Genomic DNA, 16,463 nt, shown 5'->3' with positions numbered 1-16,463 from the left:
TCAGGCGGTGGCGGACGAGAGGCGCGATTTTACGAAGGTCCCGATCTCAGCCGTTGCCACGCGCGTGGCGGCCGCGTCACGGCGGTGCTGGTACTCGACCTGCCCTTCCTTGAGCGCCTTGTCGCCGATGGTCACGCGGTGCGGCACGCCGATCAGTTCCCAGTCGGCGAACATGGCGCCCGGGCGCTCGCCGCGGTCGTCCAGGATCACGTCCACGCCAGCGGCCAGCAGTTCCTGGTACAGGGCGTCGGCAGCTTCCTTGACGGCCGGGCTGCGGTCCGGGCCGATCGGGCAGACGACGACCGTGAACGGGGCGATCGCGTCGGGCCAGATGATGCCGCGCGCATCGTGGTTCTGCTCGATGGCCGCGGCCGGCAACCGCGTGATGCCGATGCCGTAGCAGCCCATCTCCAGCAATTGCGGCTTGCCGTCCTCGGCCAGGAAGCTCGCATTCATGGCGCGGCTGTACTTGGTGCCCAGATAGAACACATGGCCCACCTCGATGCCGCGCTCGATGGCCAGCATGCCCTTGCCGTCCGGCGAGGGGTCGCCGGCCACCACGTTGCGCAGATCGGCCACGAGGTCGGGCTCGGGCAGGTCGCGGCCCCAGTTCACGCCGGTCATGTGGAAATCGGGCGCGTTGGCACCGCAGATCCAGTCGTGCATCACGGCGACCTCGCGGTCGGCCACCACGGTCACGGGCTGGCGCAGGCCGACCGGGCCCAGGTAGCCGGGCTGGCAGCCGAAGTGCGCGTCGATCTCGGCCAGCGTGGCGAAGCGAAAGCCCTGCTCCATGCCCGCCAGCTTGCCGACCTTCACTTCGTTCATGTCGTGGTCGCCGCGCAGCAGCAGCAGCCAGATGCGCGCAGTGCTTGCACCGTTGGCGTCCTGGACGTCGGTCGCCAGCACCAGCGACTTGACGGTGGTGGACAGCGGCACGCCCAGCAGTTGGGCCACGTCGGCGCAGGTCGCCTTGCCCGGTGTGGGCGTCTTGGCCATGGCCTGTGTCGCCGCAGCGCGGGCCTGCGTGGGCGCCAGCGCCTCGGCCTTTTCCATGTTGGCCGCGTATTCGCTGTCGGGGCAGTAGACGATGGCGTCCTCGCCGGTGGCGGCGATGACCTGGAATTCCTCGGACAGGTCGCCGCCGATGGCACCGCTGTCCGCCGCCACAGCGCGGTAGCGCAGCCCGAAGCGGTCGAAGATGCGGCGGTAGGCCTGCGCCATGACCTGGTAGCTCGCCTTGGCAGACGCCTGGTCGCGGTCGAAGCTGTAGGCGTCCTTCATGATGAACTCGCGCCCACGCATGAGGCCGAAGCGCGGCCGGCGCTCGTCCCGGAACTTGGTCTGGATCTGGTAGAAGTTCTTGGGCAGCTGCTTGTAGCTGCGCAGTTCCTGGCGTGCGATGTCGGTCACGACCTCCTCGCTGGTCGGCTGGACCACGTAGTCGCGCTCGTGCCGGTCCTTGATGCGCAGCAGCTCCGGCCCCATCTTGTCGAAACGGCCCGTCTCCTGCCACAGCTCGGCGGGCTGCACCACGGGCATGGTCATCTCGATGGCGCCGGCGCGGTTCATCTCTTCGCGCACGATGGCCTCGACCTTGCGGATCACGCGCAGGCCCATGGGCATGTAGGTGTAGATGCCGGCACCGAGCTTCTTGACCATGCCCGCGCGCGTCATGAGCTGGTGGCTGACGACCTCGGCATCGGCGGGCGCTTCCTTGAGCGTGGAAATCAGGAACTGGGACGCTTTCATGTCGACGGAGGGAGATGGCAGGGAAGACCCGAAACCGTGGCGAGCGGGTCGCCGCTTGATACACAGACCACGCTGTGCATAATGGTTTCAGTTAAAAAATTGGGGTTTGATTATGCTTGACCGGGAAGGCTTCAGGCCCAACGTCGGCATCATCCTGCTCAACCATAAGAACCAAGTGTTCTGGGGCAAGCGCATTCGCACCCACTCATGGCAGTTCCCGCAAGGGGGCATTGACCGGGGCGAATCGCCAGAGCAGGCCATGTTCCGTGAACTGCACGAGGAAGTGGGTTTGCGTCCGGAGCATGTGCGGGTCGTCGCGCGCACGCGCGACTGGTTGCGCTACGAGGTGCCAGACCGTTTCATCCGCCGCGATGCGCGCGGCCATTACAAGGGACAAAAGCAGATCTGGTATCTGCTGCAGCTGATGGGCCACGACTGGGACCTGAACCTGCGCGCCACCAACCACCCGGAGTTCGACGCCTGGCGTTGGAACGACTACTGGGTTCCGCTGGACGTGGTGGTTGAATTCAAGCGCGGCGTCTACGAGATGGCGCTGACCGAGCTGGCGCGCTACCTGCCCCGCCACGACCACCGCAACCGCTACCTGCGTTCGAGCATGCGCGCGCGCGAGGGCGAGATCCAGGACCCGCGCCGCGACATGCCGGCGCAGCCGTTCGAGCTGCCGCCCGGCGGCAGCTTCGAACCCGACCCCAACACCAACGAGCGCAACGAACGGCTCGGCGCCGCTCCGCACGACAACCATGCTTCTTCGTAACGGCCGCCTGGCGGCCCTCCTGGCCGCCGGCGCGCTGAGCGCGGCAGCGGCCAGCGCACAGTCCATCAGCAAGGAATACAACAGCAACGCCCCGGACGCGCCGGAATGGGTCGAAAACGAGGCACTTCCCGCGCCGGCGTTCGACATGGGCAAACTCGTGGACGTGACCGTCGATGCCCAGGGCAGCCTGCGTTACGGCATCGACCCCTCCACGCTGCAGATCGGCAAGGACGGCGTGGTGCGTTACGTGATGGTCGCGCGCAGCAGCAGCGGGGCCATGACGGCGATGTACGAGGGCCTGCGCTGCGACACCGGCGAGTACAAGCTCTACGCGCGCTACAACGTCGACAAGTGGACGCCGGTGGAACAACCCCAGTGGAAGTCGCTCTGGGAGTCCAGCCGCATCAAGTACCCGTTGGCCTTCGCGCGCCAGGGTGGCTGCGATGGCAGGGCGCGTCCCACGTCGGTGCGCGACATCGTGCAGCGGCTCAAATCGCCCGCTGAAACGGTCTACCCGAACTGAACTCAGCGGCTCAGCACGAGGTTGTCCCGGTGGACCATCTCGTGCTCGGCCGTGTAGCCGAGCAAGGCCTCGAACTCGCTGGACGGCTTGCGGCACAGCAGCCTCGCCTCGGCGCTGGCGTAGTTCGCGAGACCGCGGGCAATGGTCTGGCCCTGGCTGTCGCGGATGGCGATCACGTCGCCGCGCGAGAACTCGCCCTCCACCGCTGTCATGCCGATGGGCAGCAGGCTCTTGCCCTCGCCGCGCAGTTTGCGCGCCGCGCCGTCGTCGACGATGACGGCACCGCGCAGCTGCAGGTGGTCGGCCATCCACTGCTTGCGCGCCTGCATCTTCTGCGTCTGCGCCGCCAGCAAAGTGCCGATGGCTTCGCCCTGCGCCAGGCGCAGCAGCACGTCCGGCTCGCGGCCCCAGGCGATCACGGTCGATGCGCCGGAGCCGGCTGCGCGCTTGGCCGCGAGGATCTTGGTGATCATGCCGCCGCGGCCGATGCTGGAGCCGGCCCCGCCGGCCATGGCCTCGAGTTCCGGATCGCCGGCCTGCGCCTCGTCGATGAAGCGCGCGCCGGGGTCCTTGCGCGGATCGGCGGAATACAGGCCGCGCTGGTCGGTCAGGATCACGAGCACGTCGGCCTCGACCAGGTTCGCGACCAGCGCACCCAGGGTGTCGTTGTCGCCGAACTTGATCTCGTCGTTGACGACCGTGTCGTTCTCGTTGATCACCGGCACCACACCGTGCTGCAGCAGCGTGAGCAATGTGGAGCGCGCGTTCAGGTAGCGCTCGCGGTCGGCCAGGTCGGCATGCGTGAGCAGCACCTGGGCACTGCCCAGGCCGTTCTCGCGCAGCTTGCTCTCGTACATCTGCGCCAGGCCCATCTGGCCCACGGCGGCCGCGGCCTGCAGCGCGTGCACCTCGCGCGGGCGCGTGCTCCAGCCCAGACGCTTCATGCCTTCGGCGATCGCGCCGCTGGACACCATGATCACCTCGCGGCCGCGCACGCCATCGCCCCGCACCAGCGCGGCCAGCTGCCGCGACCATTCGCCGATGGCCGCTTCGTCCAGGCCACGGCCTTCGTTGGTGACCAGGCTGGAGCCGACCTTGACGACGATGCGCCGCGCTTCGTGCAGCAGGGTCGGATGGACAGGTGTCGTCATGGGCTGCAGCGGATCAGGAATCGGAGGATGCGGAAAAGCGCGGATCGACCTCGACCGGCTGGTTCTCGGCCGACTTCTCCGCATGGATGTGCTGGAACACGGACTGCACCAGGGTCTCGCAACCTTCGCGCGTCAGCGCCGAGATCTCGAACACCGGGCCCTTGAAACGCAGGCGGCGCACGAAGTCCTTGACCTTGGCCGCGCGTTCCTCGGCCGGCACCATGTCCAGCTTGTTCAGCACCAGCCAGCGCGGCTTGCCGTGCAGCGTGGCGTCGTACTTCTTGAGTTCATTGACGATGGCGCGCGCCTGCACGACCGGGTCCACGTTCTCGTCGAAGGGCGCCATGTCGACCACGTGCAGCAGCAGCCGCGTGCGCTGCAGATGGCGCAGGAACAGATGGCCCAGGCCGGCGCCTTCGGACGCGCCTTCGATCAGGCCCGGCAGGTCGGCCACCACGAAGCTCTGCTCGGGGCCGACACGCACCACGCCCAGGTTGGGGTGCAGGGTCGTGAACGGGTAGTCGGCGATGCGCGGGCGCGCGTTCGACACGGCCGAGATCAGCGTGGACTTGCCGGCGTTCGGCATGCCCAGCAAGCCCACATCGGCCAGCACCTTGAGCTCCAGCTTGAGGTGCTTCTTCTCGCCAGGCCAGCCCGGTGTCTTCTGGCGCGGCGCGCGGTTGATCGCGCTCTTGAAACGCAGGTTGCCGAACCCGCCGTCGCCGCCCTTGGCGATGGTGATCACCTCGCCGGGCACCAGCAGCTCGAACAACTGCTCGCCCGTGTCGGCGTCGCTGATGATCGTTCCCACCGGCATGCGCAGCGTGATGTCGGCACCAGCCGCACCGAACATGTCCGAGCCCATGCCGTGCTCGCCGCGTTTGGCCTCGTAGCGCCGGGTGTAGCGGTAGTCCACCAGCGTGTTGAGGTTCGGGTCGGCCACGGCGAAGACGTGACCGCCGCGGCCGCCGTCGCCGCCGTTCGGCCCGCCAAACTCCTTGTACTTCTCGTGGCGGAACGAGACGCAGCCGTTGCCACCGTCGCCGGATGCGACATCGATCGTGGCTTCATCGACGAACTTCATGTTCCACCTCGCAAGTTGAAGAGACCCAAACAACAAAGCCCCGACGAGCGGGGCTTGGGACCGGAGGACCGCAGTCCTCAGGCAGCCGGCGTGATGACGACCGTGTGCTTGTTCATCGAACCCTTGACGGCGAACGACACGTGGCCGTCGACCAGGGCGAACAAGGTGTGGTCCTTGCCGACACCGACGTTGCTGCCGGCGTGGAAGCGCGTGCCGCGCTGGCGCACGATGATGGAACCGGCGCTGACCAGCTCACCACCGAAGGCCTTCACACCCAGCATCTTGGGCTTGGAATCGCGCCCGTTGCGTGTAGAGCCGCCGCCTTTTTTCTGTGCCATGACCTGACCCCTTTAACCGGCGATCGCGCCGATTTGCAGCTCGGTGAACTGCTGGCGATGGCCTTGACGTTTCTGATAGTGCTTGCGACGGCGCATCTTGAAGATGTGCACCTTGTCGTGCTTGCCGTGCGCCACGACGGTTGCCGTGACGGTTGCGCCGGATACCAAGGGGGTGCCTACCTTGATCTCGCTGCCGTTGCCAACGGCGAGAACCTGGTCGATCACGATCTCTTGGCCAACATCCGCAGCAATCTGTTCTACTTTGATTTTCTCGCCGGAAGCAACGCGATACTGCTTGCCACCGGTTTTTATGACCGCGTACATGTGGAACCTCGTATGAGCCCTCTACCTAAGCTCTAGAGGGTGAGCCTTCGGCGGACGAATTTCCGCGAAGCCCGCGAGTATAGCATCCTCGGCGCCTGCACCGGCGCACGGACGGACAGGCCGGGTCGGCGGCAGGAGGGGCTTCCTATAATCCGCCGCAATTACCCTGGGTCACACCTTTGTCCGTCAACACCTCCAGCACCGCCGAGGCGGTCGCGCTGATCGCCGACGACATGCGCGAAGTCGATCGACTGATCGCCAAGCGCCTCTCTTCCGATGTGCCGCTCGTCGGCCAGGTCGCGCAGTACATCATCTCCGCGGGCGGCAAGCGGCTGCGCCCGGCGCTGCTGCTGCTGATGTGCGGCGCGCTCGGGCAGCGCTCGCCCGAGCGCTTCACGCTCGCGGCCGTGGTGGAGTTCATCCACACCGCCACCCTGCTGCACGACGACGTGGTCGACGACTCCACGCTGCGGCGCGGCCGTGCCACGGCCAACGAGGCCTTCGGCAACCCGGCCAGCGTGCTGGTCGGCGACTTCCTGTATTCGCGCGCCTTCCAGATGATGGTCGAGGTGGGCGACATGCGCATCATGCAGACCCTGGCCGAGGCGACCAACGTGATCGCCGAAGGCGAGGTCATGCAGCTCGTCAACATGCACGACGCCTCGCTGGACGAAGCCGGCTACCTGCGCGTGATCCGCTCCAAGACGGCCAAGTTGTTCGAGGCCAGCGCCCGCATCGCCGCCATCCTGGCCGGCAGCACGCCGGAGATCGAGCGCGCCTGTGCCGACTACGGCCAGGCCCTGGGCACGGCCTTCCAGGTCATCGACGACGTGCTGGACTACGACGGCGCACCGGAGGAAATGGGCAAGAACCTCGGCGACGACCTGCGCGAGGGCAAGTGCACGCTGCCCTTGATCGCCGCCATGCGGCGCGGCACGCCCGCCCAGCGCGACACCATCCGTGTCGCGATCGAGAACGGTGCCGTCGACAACATCGACGAAATCATCGCCATCGTGCGCGAAACCGGCGCCCTGGAGATTACCCGCGAAGCCGCCGCAGCCGAAGCCCAACGCGCGATCGAAGCGATTTCGCAACTGTCGCCGAATAACAACACAAAAGCTTTGCTACAATTAGCGGCTCAGCTGTTGGAGCGCAGGTCTTGAAGACCTGAACTGCAAATCGGGGTGTAGCTTAGCCTGGTAGAGCGCTACGTTCGGGACGTAGAGGCCGGAGGTTCGAATCCTCTCACCCCGACCAGCCAAGTCATTGTCATGAGCAAAAGAGGCCGCGCAAGCGGCCTTTGTTGTTTCGAGCAGCAGCTCAGGGCCAGAGCGCGGCCATCGCCGCACTGAACGCCGCGCCCAGCTGCGGTGCCAAGGGTGCGGTCGAGCTGCGGCCCACTACCCTGCCCTGCGTCACGACCGCCTGCCCGGCGACGAACACGTCCCACAGCCGCGGCGAAGGCGAGGAAAACACCATCGCATCGAGCACATGCTCGGCAGGAATGCCCAGCAGTGCGGGCGATTGGTCGTCCAGCACCACGAAGTCGGCACGGTGTCCGGCCTGGATCGCGCCGATGCGCTGGCCGGTCGCGGCGCGGCCGCCCGCCACTGCGGCGTCGAACAGGGCTGCCGCCGTGCTGTCGCGCCCGCCCGCCCGCGCTGCGACGTTGCGCTGGCGCAGCTGCACGCGCTGCAGGTACTCCAGCAGGCGCAGTTCGGTGGTCCATTGGCGCGAAACCTGGCTGTCCGAGCCGACCGACCAACGCCCGCCCAGTGCCATGTAGCCGGCCAGGTCGAACAGGCCATCGCCCAGGTCGGCCTCGGTGCTGGGGCACAGCACGATGCAGGCGCCGGCGCGGCGCACGCCCTGCAGCTCCTGCGCCGTGGCCTGGGTCGCGTGCACGAGGTTCCAGCGCGCGTCCACCGGCGCGTTCTGCAGCAGCCACTCCACGGGCCGCAGACCGGTGTGGGCCACGCAGTCGTCCACCTCCTGGGTCTGCTCCGCGACATGGATGTGCAGCGGCAGCGAGACCTTGCGCGCATGCGCCGCCACCTCCTGCAGCGCCCCGGCATCGACGGCACGCAGCGAATGCACGGCCACGCCAGCGCCCAGCAGTGCGCCGGGGCTCGTCTTGTTGGCATCGGCATCCACGGCCAGGCGCGCGATGGCCTCCACCGTGCGCAGCACGCTGTCCGGTGTGGAGGCGAAGCGACGCTGCGCCTCGTCCAATGCCGGCGCGCCGAAGCCCGCGCGCATGTACAGCGTGGGCAGCAGGGTCAGGCCGATGCCCACCTGCTGCGCCGCGCGCACGAGCGCCAGTGCCATCTCGAGCGGCTGGCCTGGCGCCTGTCCATCGGGCGCGCCGTGCAGGTAGTGGAACTCGCAGACCTGGGTGTAGCCGGCCTGCAGCAGCTCGGCGTACAACAGACTGGCCACGGCCTCCAGTTGCCCGGGCGTGATGCGCCGCGCCACGCTGTACATGCGCTCGCGCCAGGTCCAGAAGTCGTCGACCTCGGCGGCCGCGCCGTTGCGCCGGCGCTCCGTCAGGCCGGCCATGGCGCGCTGGAAGGCGTGGCTGTGGGCGTTGACCATGCCCGGCAGCACGGGGCCGCCGAGCCGCATGGCGCCGCGCTGCTGCTCGGCGCTGGCATTGGGCAGCACGTTGAGCCAGCAGCCGTCGGCCGCCACCGTCAACACCACATCGCGCGCCCACGTCCCCTGAATCCATGCGCGGCTCGCGAAGAACCGCCTCACCTCGTGCGTCATGCGCCGTCCTTCCGCTCGGTTTCGCGCATTCTGCACCGGCCCATCCACGCCAAAAGGCCCCGGCGCCTTGCAGCACTGGGGCCCTTCTGCGGCAGGTCAAGGAATGCTCAGGTGCCGACCTTGCCGCCATCCTCGCGCCAGACCACGACCGTGGCCGGACGTGGGCGCCCGCCGGCGCCGTTGTCGGGCCAGCGCGAGAAGGCCAGCGGGTCCACCGCGGGATCGGTCGCGGGTGCGCGCGGGTGGCTGCCGTATTCGCCCGGGTGCTGCACGTTGACGAACACGTACTTCTGGTCCGGCGTCCAGGTGATGCCCGTGATCTCGCAGCCCGAGGGGCCGACCAGAAAGCGGCGAATCTCCTTGGTCTTCGGGTCGACCACCAGCATCTGGTTGTTGCCCATGCCGGCGTAGTTGCCCCGGTTCGAGAAGTTGCCGTCGGTCTGGATCCACAGGCGCCCGTCGGCGTCGAAGGCCAGGCCGTCCGGGCTGTTGAACAGGTTGTCGGCGTTGATGTTGCTCGATCCGGCCTGCAGGCCGCCGGCCGTGTGCGCCGGGTTGCCGGCCAGCACGAACAGGTCCCACTCGAACGTCAGTGCGGCCGCGTCCTGGCCGGTCTCGCGCCAGCGGATGATCTGGCCGTAGATGTTGTTGGTGCGCGGGTTGGCCTCGTCCACCGTGCTGCGGCTGCTGTTGTTGGTCAGCGTGAGGTAGACCTCGCCCGAGTCCGGGTGCACCGTCACCCACTCCGGGCGGTCCATCTTGGTCGCGCCGACATCGTCTGCCGCCAGGCGCGTGTTGACCAGGATGCCGCCCAGGTCGCCGTACTTGGCGCCCAGCGTGCTGCCACCGGCGATGGGCGTGGACGGCACCAGGGCCACCCACTCGCCCGTGCCCATCATGTCGCCCGCCGTGGCGCCGGCGCCGAACCTGGCCACGTACAGCGTGCCGCTTTCCAGCAGGTTGACGTTGGCGCGCTGGTTGTCGGCCACGTACTTGCCGTCCGAGACGAACTTGTAGACGTAGTCGTTGGCCTGGTCGTCGCCCATGTAGACCACCACGCGCTGGTCCTTGGCCAGCGTCTGCGCGGCGTTCTCGTGCTTGATGCGGCCCAGCGCCGTGCGCTTCTTGGGCGTGGACGAGGCATCGAACGGATCGATCTCGACGATCCAACCCAGGCGGTTGGGCTCGTTCGGCTCCACCGCGTAGTCGAAGCGCTGGTCCTCCTCGTGCCAGCGGTAGCCCGAGCCCGCGCTCGACAGCCCGTAGCGGCGCATGTTGGCGTTGCGCACATCCGTCGTGCTGGCGGTGCCGAAGTAGCCGTTGAAGTTCTCCTCGCAGGTGAGGTAGGTGCCCCACATGGTGTAGCCGTTGCCGCAGTTGTTGACCGTGCCGAGCGAGACCTCGCCGGCCGGGTCGACACTGGTCCGCACCAGTGCGTGGCCGCGCACGGGGCCGGTCAGCTGCATCGGCGTGTTCATGTGGATACGGCGGTTGTAGGGCGAGGGGATCACCACCTGCCAGTTGCCGTTCACGAGGCGCACATGCGCAACCGACACGCCGTGGGCGTGCTGGGCCTTGCGCACCTGCTCCAGCGACCAGGGCGTGGTGCCGGACTGCTCGGCCGCGGTGTAGAAGAACTCGGGGTTGATGTACTCGTGGTTCATCACGAGCAGGCCTTCGGTGCTGCTGTTGTTGGACAGCGGGAAGAAGTGCATGCCGTCGTGGTTGTCGCCGAACTGCAGGGCCTGGTCGGCCGCCGTGTTGGAGGCATCCGGTTTCCAGGCCGGCGAGTTGGCGAACAGCGGGTCGCCCCAGCGGCAGAACACCGCATGCTTGTAGCCGGCCGGCACCACGATGTCATCGCCGGTCGAGGCTGCCACGGCCGCGAAGCCGAGCATCGGGCCGCTGTCGTCGCCGTCGCCGTCACCGCCGCCGCAGGCCGTGAGGCCCGCGCCGAAGAAGCCGACGGCGCCCAGGGCCAGGCCGCTCTTGAGAAAGCCGCGGCGCGAGCGCGCACGTTCGACGAGCTCGTTGAAGTGGGGGTTGGCGCTGGTGTTGGTAGGGATGTTTTCTGGATCGATCGAAGGCATCGGGGCGGAGTCCTGGGATGGGAAAAAGACAAGACGCTTCCCCGCCATGCTTTGTGCATGGTGTATTTCGCTGGCGCAGGCTGGCTTGCGGCCGTGATGGTCGAAACCGCCCGTGACAGCCGTGTGAAGCCCGCATGACGCGCGGGCGTGTTGACAGCCGCGTCAGTTCCCGCGCAGCCGCAGCGGATCGAAGTCCAGCGGCGCATCGTCCTGCGGCGGCCGGTAGCGGAAGATGCCGCTCGTGCGCAGCGCCGGCACGCCGTCGGCCGTGACGAGCGCCTGTGCGAACACCATGGTGCGCGTGCGTTGCAGCACCTCGCCCTCGCCCTGCACCCAGGCGCCCAGCGGCGCCGCGCCGATGTAGTCGATCTGCAGGTTGATGGTGGGCAGGAAGCTGCGCCGGCCATCCGTGCCCTGGTACATGGTCATGGCCGGCAACAGCATGTCGCAAAAGCTCGCGAGCATGCCACCGTGGCAGGTGCCGATCGGGTTGGTGTGGCGCCGCTCCACGCGAAAGCCCAGCTGCAGTTTCTCGCCGGTCCAGCGGCCATAGAGCGGGCCATTGGCCTCGATGAAGGGGCCGCCCATGTCGATGGGGCGGAAACCGGCGGGAATGGCGGATGCGGTGTCGGGCATGCGCCGATCATAGGCAGCGCCGTCGGGGTCGGAAGTGCTGGCTTTTCGCCAACGCCGCGGGCAGCCGCACTTGGAAGCACCACGGGCTTCACGAGGCGCTCTTTCCACGAAGATGGGCTGATGCTACGATGTGCTGAATCACCGATTCACTTGAATCCATGCGCACCACCATCGAACTCGACCCTGCCGTGCACGAGTCCGTGCGCCGACAGGCTTTGCGCCAGAACATCTCCATGGCGCGCCTGCTCGGTCAGCTGGTGCAGGAAGGCCTGCGTGCCAGCACCGAGGCCGCCCCGCCCAGCGTGCGCAGCGGCCGCTTCCAGGCCATTGCACCGGCTGCCGTGGGCGCGCAGGTGACGAGCGCGCAACTGCACAAGCTCATCGACGACGAAGGCGTGCTGTGAGTCGCGCCCGGGCCGCGCCGCCGCCTTCCCCGCCGACGGCGGTGCGCGAAGCCAGCCCGCGCTGGGGCACAGCCCGCCAGCCGGCCGTGCTGCTGGACATGAACACCCTGGTGGCGCTGGGCTGGGTCGAGCACGAAGCCCATGCCGCCGTCGTGCAGCGCCTGGACGCCGCCGCGGCCTGGGCCACCTGCGCCATCACGCAGCTCGGCTTCGTGCGCATCTCCTCCACCAGCGGCATCTTCAGCCGCACCCTGTCGCCACCGCAGGCCCATGCTGCATTGCAGGCACTGTGCGCCGACGCCGAGCATGCCTACCTGGCCGAGCACCCGGCGGTCACGGCCTGCGACTTCGGCCGGCTGACCGGGCCGCGACAGACGACGGACGCCTACCTGCTCGCCCTGGCCCAGCACCATGGCATGCGCCTGCTCACGCTGGACAAGCGCCTGGCCCAAGCCTTTGCCGGAGGGCCGTTCGAGCTGCTCGAAGTGGGTTGAGGGCGCCGCTCAGGCGTAGAAGGCCGGGATGTTCGGCCGCCCCTCCACCGTGCCGGCCGACACGCCCTGCAGTTCGGCCGCCACCATCTTGCCCAGCACCGCCAGGTGCTCGCGCTCCCAGGCGCTCAGGCGCTTGGGCTTGCGGTCGATCAGGCACAGCGTGCCCACCGACTCGCCATTGGCCATGACCAGCGGACAGCCGGCGTAGAAGCGGATGTGCGGATCGCCCAAGACCAGCGGGTTGTCGGCGAAGCGCGGATCCACCGTCGCATCGGGAACCTCCAGGATCTCGGGCTGCAGGATGGCATGGCCGCAGAAGCTGATGTCGCGCGGCGTCTCGCTGGCCTGCAAGCCGACGCACGACTTGAACCACTGGCGGTCCGCGTCGACCAGACTCACGAGCGCGATCGGCACCTTGAACTGCGAAGCGGCGTAGGCGGTGATCAGGTCGAAACGCGCCTCCGGTTCGGTGTCGAGGATCAGCAGGTCGCGCAGCGTGGCGATGCGTTGGGCTTCGGTGGCAGGCAGGGCGGGCGGACGCATGGCGGACTCCTGGTCATGGCGAGTGGACAGGCGGGCGGATTATTGCAGCGCACCCGGCCTACACTGGCCGCCTTCGCAGCCTGCCGCTCGCCCCATGACGCCCACGGAAACCGGCCCCAGCGCCGCCGTCGACCCGACCCGGGTCCGCCGCTTCCATCAAGTCCTGCTGTGGCCGCTGCGCCTCATGCCGCTGCCCGCGTCGGCCGGCGCCAAACCTTGGGAACTCCTGGCCGGTTCGCCCTGGCAGGAGGAGGTGGACGAGTACACGGGCGACACCTGCCGCTTCCACGAACGGCACTACAACGAGTTCGTGACCTTCCTGCCTTACGTGCAGCGCTTCCTGTACGGCGAGGGCCGCCACGGGCGCATGGGCGGCGCCACGCCACACGGCTCGCCGATGCGCGTGTTCCGCCGCCACGACCTCGCCGCCGTGCGCCTGACGGCCCGACCCGGCGATGCACCGGTCACACTTTCCATCGTCCACGCCGACCTGTACTTCTTCCTCGACGTGGACCTGGTTCTGTTCAACCTCGAGGTCAGCGCCGACGACCTCACGCTGGAACAGGCGCAGGAGTTGATGTACCGCTTCGGCCGCGGTTACCCGCCCGGCTGGGACGCCGCCGGCCAGCCGCTGCACAGCCTGGCCGATGCCGAATGGCTGGACGCGCAAGGCCAGGTGCTGACCCGCTCCGACGCGCACCAGCGCGAGGCCTTCCTGGCCCATGTGGCAGAGCACCGCGCGCCGCGCATCGCCACGCACTGGGCCGCCATGCTGGAGCCGCTGGTGCCCGACTACTCGGACCAGCCCGGTGCCCTGCGCTACCGCCAGATCGAGTACTACCGCATGCCGCTCATGGCCTACCTCGCGCTCAACGATCCGCGCGCACTCTCGCGTGCCGACTTCGTGCGCCTGGGCCTGGTCACGGGCTCGGGCGACAACCGCGCCCTGCCCTTCGCCGACGAGCACCTGGCCGACTTCGAACAGCGCTTTTGCTACGACCGCTTCTGGAGCGCCGGCGGCGCCGCGCCCGACACGCGCTACCTGTGCAGCGGGCATTCGCTGATCGTCGTGGGCCGGGCCGACTCGGTGCTCTACGGCTGCCGCGACCGCGGCGTGCTGGCCCAGTTCCGGCACCAGCACTTCCTGCTGTTCCTGATCGCGCATTTCCAGAAGGCCGCGCTGCTCATGTACTCGGACAAGCTGGTCGAAGCGCTGCGCGACCTGGACGTGGGCAGCGCCGACAGCGTGCGCCGCTTCAAGCGCCTGATCCGCGGCAGCTTCGAGGGCTTCCTGCGCTTCACGCACCGCTACTGGTTCCATGAGATCTCCGAGCAGGCGCTGGTGCGCGCGCTGTGGGGCATGTGCGCCAGCCACCTCAAGCTGGACGCCACCTACTGCGAGGTCAAGGAACGCATCGCCGACATGGCGCAGTACCTGGAGAGCGACAGCCTGCGCCGCCAGGCCAACACCGTGGTGCGGCTCACGGTGGTCACCATCTTCGGCCTGATCGGCACGGTCACCACCGGTTTCCTGGGCATGAACCTGCTGGCCGAGGCCGAATCCTCGATGGCGCGCCGGCTCACGATCTTCGCGGTGACCTTCGTGCTGACCACGGTGCTCACGGTCTACACCATGGTCAAGTCCAAGAAGCTTTCGGACTTTCTGGACATCCTCTCGGACGAGCGCGCCACGGCCTGGCAGAAGTGCCTGGCGCTGGCCGCCGTCTGGCGCCGCACCCCGCCACCCTGAGCCGCGGCACGCCGCACGCGCTAGCATGGGCCCCGTCCGGGCCTTGCCGCGGACGGCCTGTGCAAGCCGGGCAGCGGCCCGCGGCCCACGGGCGATCTGCATCCAACATCCTCGGAGACAAACGATGACACGCACGACAGGGCCCCGTCGGGGCCGGCTACTGCTTGCGCTACTGCCCTTGTTCGGCCTCGCCGCCTGCTCCTCTGACGACGACCCCGTCGCCTGCGCCGACCTCCACGGCACGACGGTGGCCGCCAGCGCCATCGGCCTGCGCACCCAGGGCGCCACGGTCACGAGCACGGCGGTCGTGCCGGCCGCCGGCAGCGGCGCCAGCGCGGTGGGCGAATACTGCAAGGTGCTGGGCAGCATCCAGCCGGTGGACAGCAACGCGCCCAAGATCCTGTTCCAGCTCAACCTGCCCACGAACTGGAACGGCAAGGCCATGATGTTCGGCGGCGGCGGCTACAACGGCACCATCGCCACCGGCCTTGGCAACGTGCCGGCCGGCCCGGCCGACCAGCCCGTGCCGCTGGGCCGTGGCTACGCCACCTTCGGCAGCGACTCGGGCCACCAGGCCAATGCCGACGGCAGCCGCGACGGCCGCTTCGGCGCCAACGACGAGGCGCTCGCCAACTTCGCCGGCGACGCGCTCAAGAAGACGCTGGACGTGGCCAAGGCCATCATCCGCAAGCACTACGCCGAGGCGCCCAAGCGCACCTACTTCGCGGGCGGCTCCACGGGCGGGCGCGAGGCGCTGCTGGCCGTCGGCAACTGGCCGCAGGATTTCGACGGCGCCATCGTGCTGTACCCGGCCTGGAACGCCGCCGCGCTGGACCTGCAGTTCGGCCGCATCACGCGCCAGCTGGCCCAGCCCGGCGCCTACCCGAGCCGGGCCAAGCGCCAGCTGGCCTACAACGCCGCGCTGGCCGCCTGCGACGGGCTGGACGGCGTGGGCGACGGGCTGATCAGCAACATGCCCGCCTGCAACGCCAGCTTCAACCTGGCCAGCGCGGCGCTGAACGGCTCGCCCGTGCGCTGCGCGGGCGGCGCGGACCTGGGCGACAGCTGCCTGTCGGACGCGCAGATCGCCTCCTTCAACACCTTCAACACGCCCCTGGTGCTGCCCTATGCGCTGGCCAGCGGCGAGACCACCTACCCCGGCTTCAACACCTGGGGCACGGACTTCGGCAACCCCGGCAGCAGCCCGCTGCAGCCCACGGTGCTGACGCTGTCGCTGGGCACCGAGCAGCCGGCCAACCCGATGCCGGCCGTCACGGCCACCACCATGCCGCCCTACGGCAGCACCTTCTGGGACCAGTGGGTCAAGTACTTCGTCACGCGCGACGCCAGCTTCAATGCGCTGACGCTGGATCCGCAGGCACCCGGCGCCTGGCAGTCGCGCATCGTCGCGCTGACCGGCATCCAGGACGCGAACCGGACCGACCTGTCGGCCTTCCGCGCCCGCGGCGGCAAGATCCTGATGGCGCACGGCACGCACGATGCGCTGGTCAGCACGCGCGCCACCCAGCAGTACTGGGCCCGCCTGCGCAACGCGATGGGTGCGGCCACCGTGGACAGCTTCATGCGCTACTACGAGATCCCGGGGTACGGCCATGCCGCCAGCAGCGTGTTCAATGCCGCCTGGGACTCGCTGACCACGCTGGAGAACTGGGTCGAGCGCGGCACCGTGCCGCCGGCCCAGACCGTGGCCGACACGGCCGGCGTGCCCGGCCGCACGCGCCCGCTGTGCGACCACCCGGCCTGGCCGCGCTACCGCGGCGCGGGCGATGTGAACCTGGCGCAGAACTACAACTGCGCCACGCAGTAGGC

The 16,463-nt window shown here is 68.6% G+C and carries 16 protein-coding genes and 1 tRNA gene; 8 read left to right on the top strand and 9 right to left on the bottom strand.

Annotation, left to right across the window (positions count from 1 at the left end):
- Complete coding sequence (locus IE209_RS02570) at window positions 1-1,752, bottom strand: proline--tRNA ligase (protein ID WP_189685443.1); 1,752 nt, start codon at window positions 1,750-1,752, stop codon at window positions 1-3.
- 112 nt (window positions 1,753-1,864) lie between these two features.
- Between IE209_RS02570 and IE209_RS02565 the strand changes: the two genes are divergently transcribed.
- Both IE209_RS02565 and IE209_RS02560 read left to right on the top strand, forming a co-directional pair.
- Window positions 1,865-2,527 carry an RNA pyrophosphohydrolase gene (locus IE209_RS02565; RefSeq protein ID WP_145545168.1) on the top strand — a complete coding sequence of 221 codons (663 nt, stop codon included), beginning with the start codon at window positions 1,865-1,867 and terminating at the stop codon, window positions 2,525-2,527.
- The gene (locus IE209_RS02560) at window positions 2,514-3,050 is read left to right on the top strand and encodes a CNP1-like family protein (protein ID WP_189685442.1); all 537 of its coding nucleotides are present in this window, start codon (window positions 2,514-2,516) and stop codon (window positions 3,048-3,050) included. Before IE209_RS02565 ends, IE209_RS02560 begins: the two co-directional genes overlap by 14 nt.
- 2 nt (window positions 3,051-3,052) lie before the next feature.
- Here IE209_RS02560 and proB read toward each other — a convergent pair whose 3' ends face one another.
- From proB to rplU, 4 genes are all read right to left on the bottom strand, one after another.
- Window positions 3,053-4,201 carry a glutamate 5-kinase gene (gene proB / locus IE209_RS02555; protein ID WP_189685441.1) on the bottom strand — a complete coding sequence of 383 codons (1,149 nt, stop codon included), beginning with the start codon at window positions 4,199-4,201 and terminating at the stop codon, window positions 3,053-3,055.
- A gap of 13 nt (window positions 4,202-4,214) precedes the next feature.
- Complete coding sequence (gene cgtA / locus IE209_RS02550) at window positions 4,215-5,285, bottom strand: Obg family GTPase CgtA (RefSeq protein ID WP_145545165.1); 1,071 nt, start codon at window positions 5,283-5,285, stop codon at window positions 4,215-4,217.
- Window positions 5,286-5,362: 77 nt separating this feature from the next.
- Entirely contained in the window at window positions 5,363-5,623 is a 261-nt protein-coding gene (rpmA, locus tag IE209_RS02545; RefSeq protein ID WP_145545164.1) for a 50S ribosomal protein L27, read from the bottom strand.
- Between the two features lie 12 nt (window positions 5,624-5,635).
- Window positions 5,636-5,947, bottom strand: a complete 312-nt coding sequence (gene rplU / locus IE209_RS02540) for a 50S ribosomal protein L21 (protein ID WP_056181609.1) — start codon at window positions 5,945-5,947, stop codon at window positions 5,636-5,638.
- A 179-nt stretch (window positions 5,948-6,126) separates the two neighbouring features.
- Here rplU and IE209_RS02535 point away from each other — a divergent pair, with 179 nt between their 5' ends.
- Together IE209_RS02535 and IE209_RS02530 are read left to right on the top strand one after the other, a co-directional pair.
- Window positions 6,127-7,110: a polyprenyl synthetase family protein gene (locus tag IE209_RS02535; protein WP_189685440.1), complete on the top strand. Its 984-nt coding sequence runs from the start codon at window positions 6,127-6,129 to the stop codon at window positions 7,108-7,110.
- Between the two features lie 17 nt (window positions 7,111-7,127).
- Window positions 7,128-7,204 (top strand) — tRNA-Pro (locus IE209_RS02530).
- Window positions 7,205-7,267: 63 nt separating this feature from the next.
- Here IE209_RS02530 and IE209_RS02525 read toward each other — a convergent pair.
- The 3 genes from IE209_RS02525 to IE209_RS02515 form a co-directional block, all read right to left on the bottom strand.
- Entirely contained in the window at window positions 7,268-8,716 is a 1,449-nt protein-coding gene (locus IE209_RS02525) for a formimidoylglutamate deiminase (RefSeq protein WP_189685439.1), read from the bottom strand.
- A 107-nt stretch (window positions 8,717-8,823) separates the two neighbouring features.
- Window positions 8,824-10,806, bottom strand: a complete 1,983-nt coding sequence (locus tag IE209_RS02520) for a PhoX family protein (protein ID WP_189685438.1) — start codon at window positions 10,804-10,806, stop codon at window positions 8,824-8,826.
- 162 nt (window positions 10,807-10,968) lie between these two features.
- Window positions 10,969-11,442 carry a PaaI family thioesterase gene (locus IE209_RS02515; protein WP_189685437.1) on the bottom strand — a complete coding sequence of 158 codons (474 nt, stop codon included), beginning with the start codon at window positions 11,440-11,442 and terminating at the stop codon, window positions 10,969-10,971.
- A 158-nt stretch (window positions 11,443-11,600) separates the two neighbouring features.
- On the opposite strand from IE209_RS02515, the gene IE209_RS02510 reads away from it, so the two are divergent.
- Window positions 11,601-11,846 (top strand): hypothetical protein, encoded by a 246-nt coding sequence (locus IE209_RS02510; protein WP_189685436.1) that lies wholly within the window; start codon window positions 11,601-11,603, stop codon window positions 11,844-11,846.
- Between the two features lie 41 nt (window positions 11,847-11,887).
- A complete protein-coding gene (locus IE209_RS02505) occupies window positions 11,888-12,340 on the top strand; it encodes a TA system VapC family ribonuclease toxin (protein ID WP_189685435.1) in 453 nt (150 codons plus the stop codon).
- A 9-nt stretch (window positions 12,341-12,349) separates the two neighbouring features.
- On the opposite strand, the gene IE209_RS02500 is transcribed toward IE209_RS02505, so the two are convergent.
- Window positions 12,350-12,883: a GAF domain-containing protein gene (locus IE209_RS02500; RefSeq protein ID WP_189685434.1), complete on the bottom strand. Its 534-nt coding sequence runs from the start codon at window positions 12,881-12,883 to the stop codon at window positions 12,350-12,352.
- 94 nt (window positions 12,884-12,977) lie between these two features.
- Here IE209_RS02500 and IE209_RS02495 point away from each other — a divergent pair, with 94 nt between their 5' ends.
- Together IE209_RS02495 and IE209_RS02490 are read left to right on the top strand one after the other, a co-directional pair.
- Window positions 12,978-14,633: a magnesium transporter CorA family protein gene (locus IE209_RS02495; RefSeq protein WP_189685433.1), complete on the top strand. Its 1,656-nt coding sequence runs from the start codon at window positions 12,978-12,980 to the stop codon at window positions 14,631-14,633.
- Window positions 14,634-14,757: 124 nt separating this feature from the next.
- Window positions 14,758-16,461 carry a tannase/feruloyl esterase family alpha/beta hydrolase gene (locus tag IE209_RS02490; protein ID WP_189685432.1) on the top strand — a complete coding sequence of 568 codons (1,704 nt, stop codon included), beginning with the start codon at window positions 14,758-14,760 and terminating at the stop codon, window positions 16,459-16,461.
- Window positions 16,462-16,463 lie beyond the last annotated feature (2 nt).

Source organism: Pseudorhodoferax aquiterrae (assembly GCF_014652235.1).
Classification (GTDB): domain Bacteria; phylum Pseudomonadota; class Gammaproteobacteria; order Burkholderiales; family Burkholderiaceae_C; genus Pseudorhodoferax; species Pseudorhodoferax aquiterrae.
The sequence above is the reverse complement of the archived record's forward strand: the minus strand, read 5'-3'. Positions and strand labels throughout refer to the sequence as shown.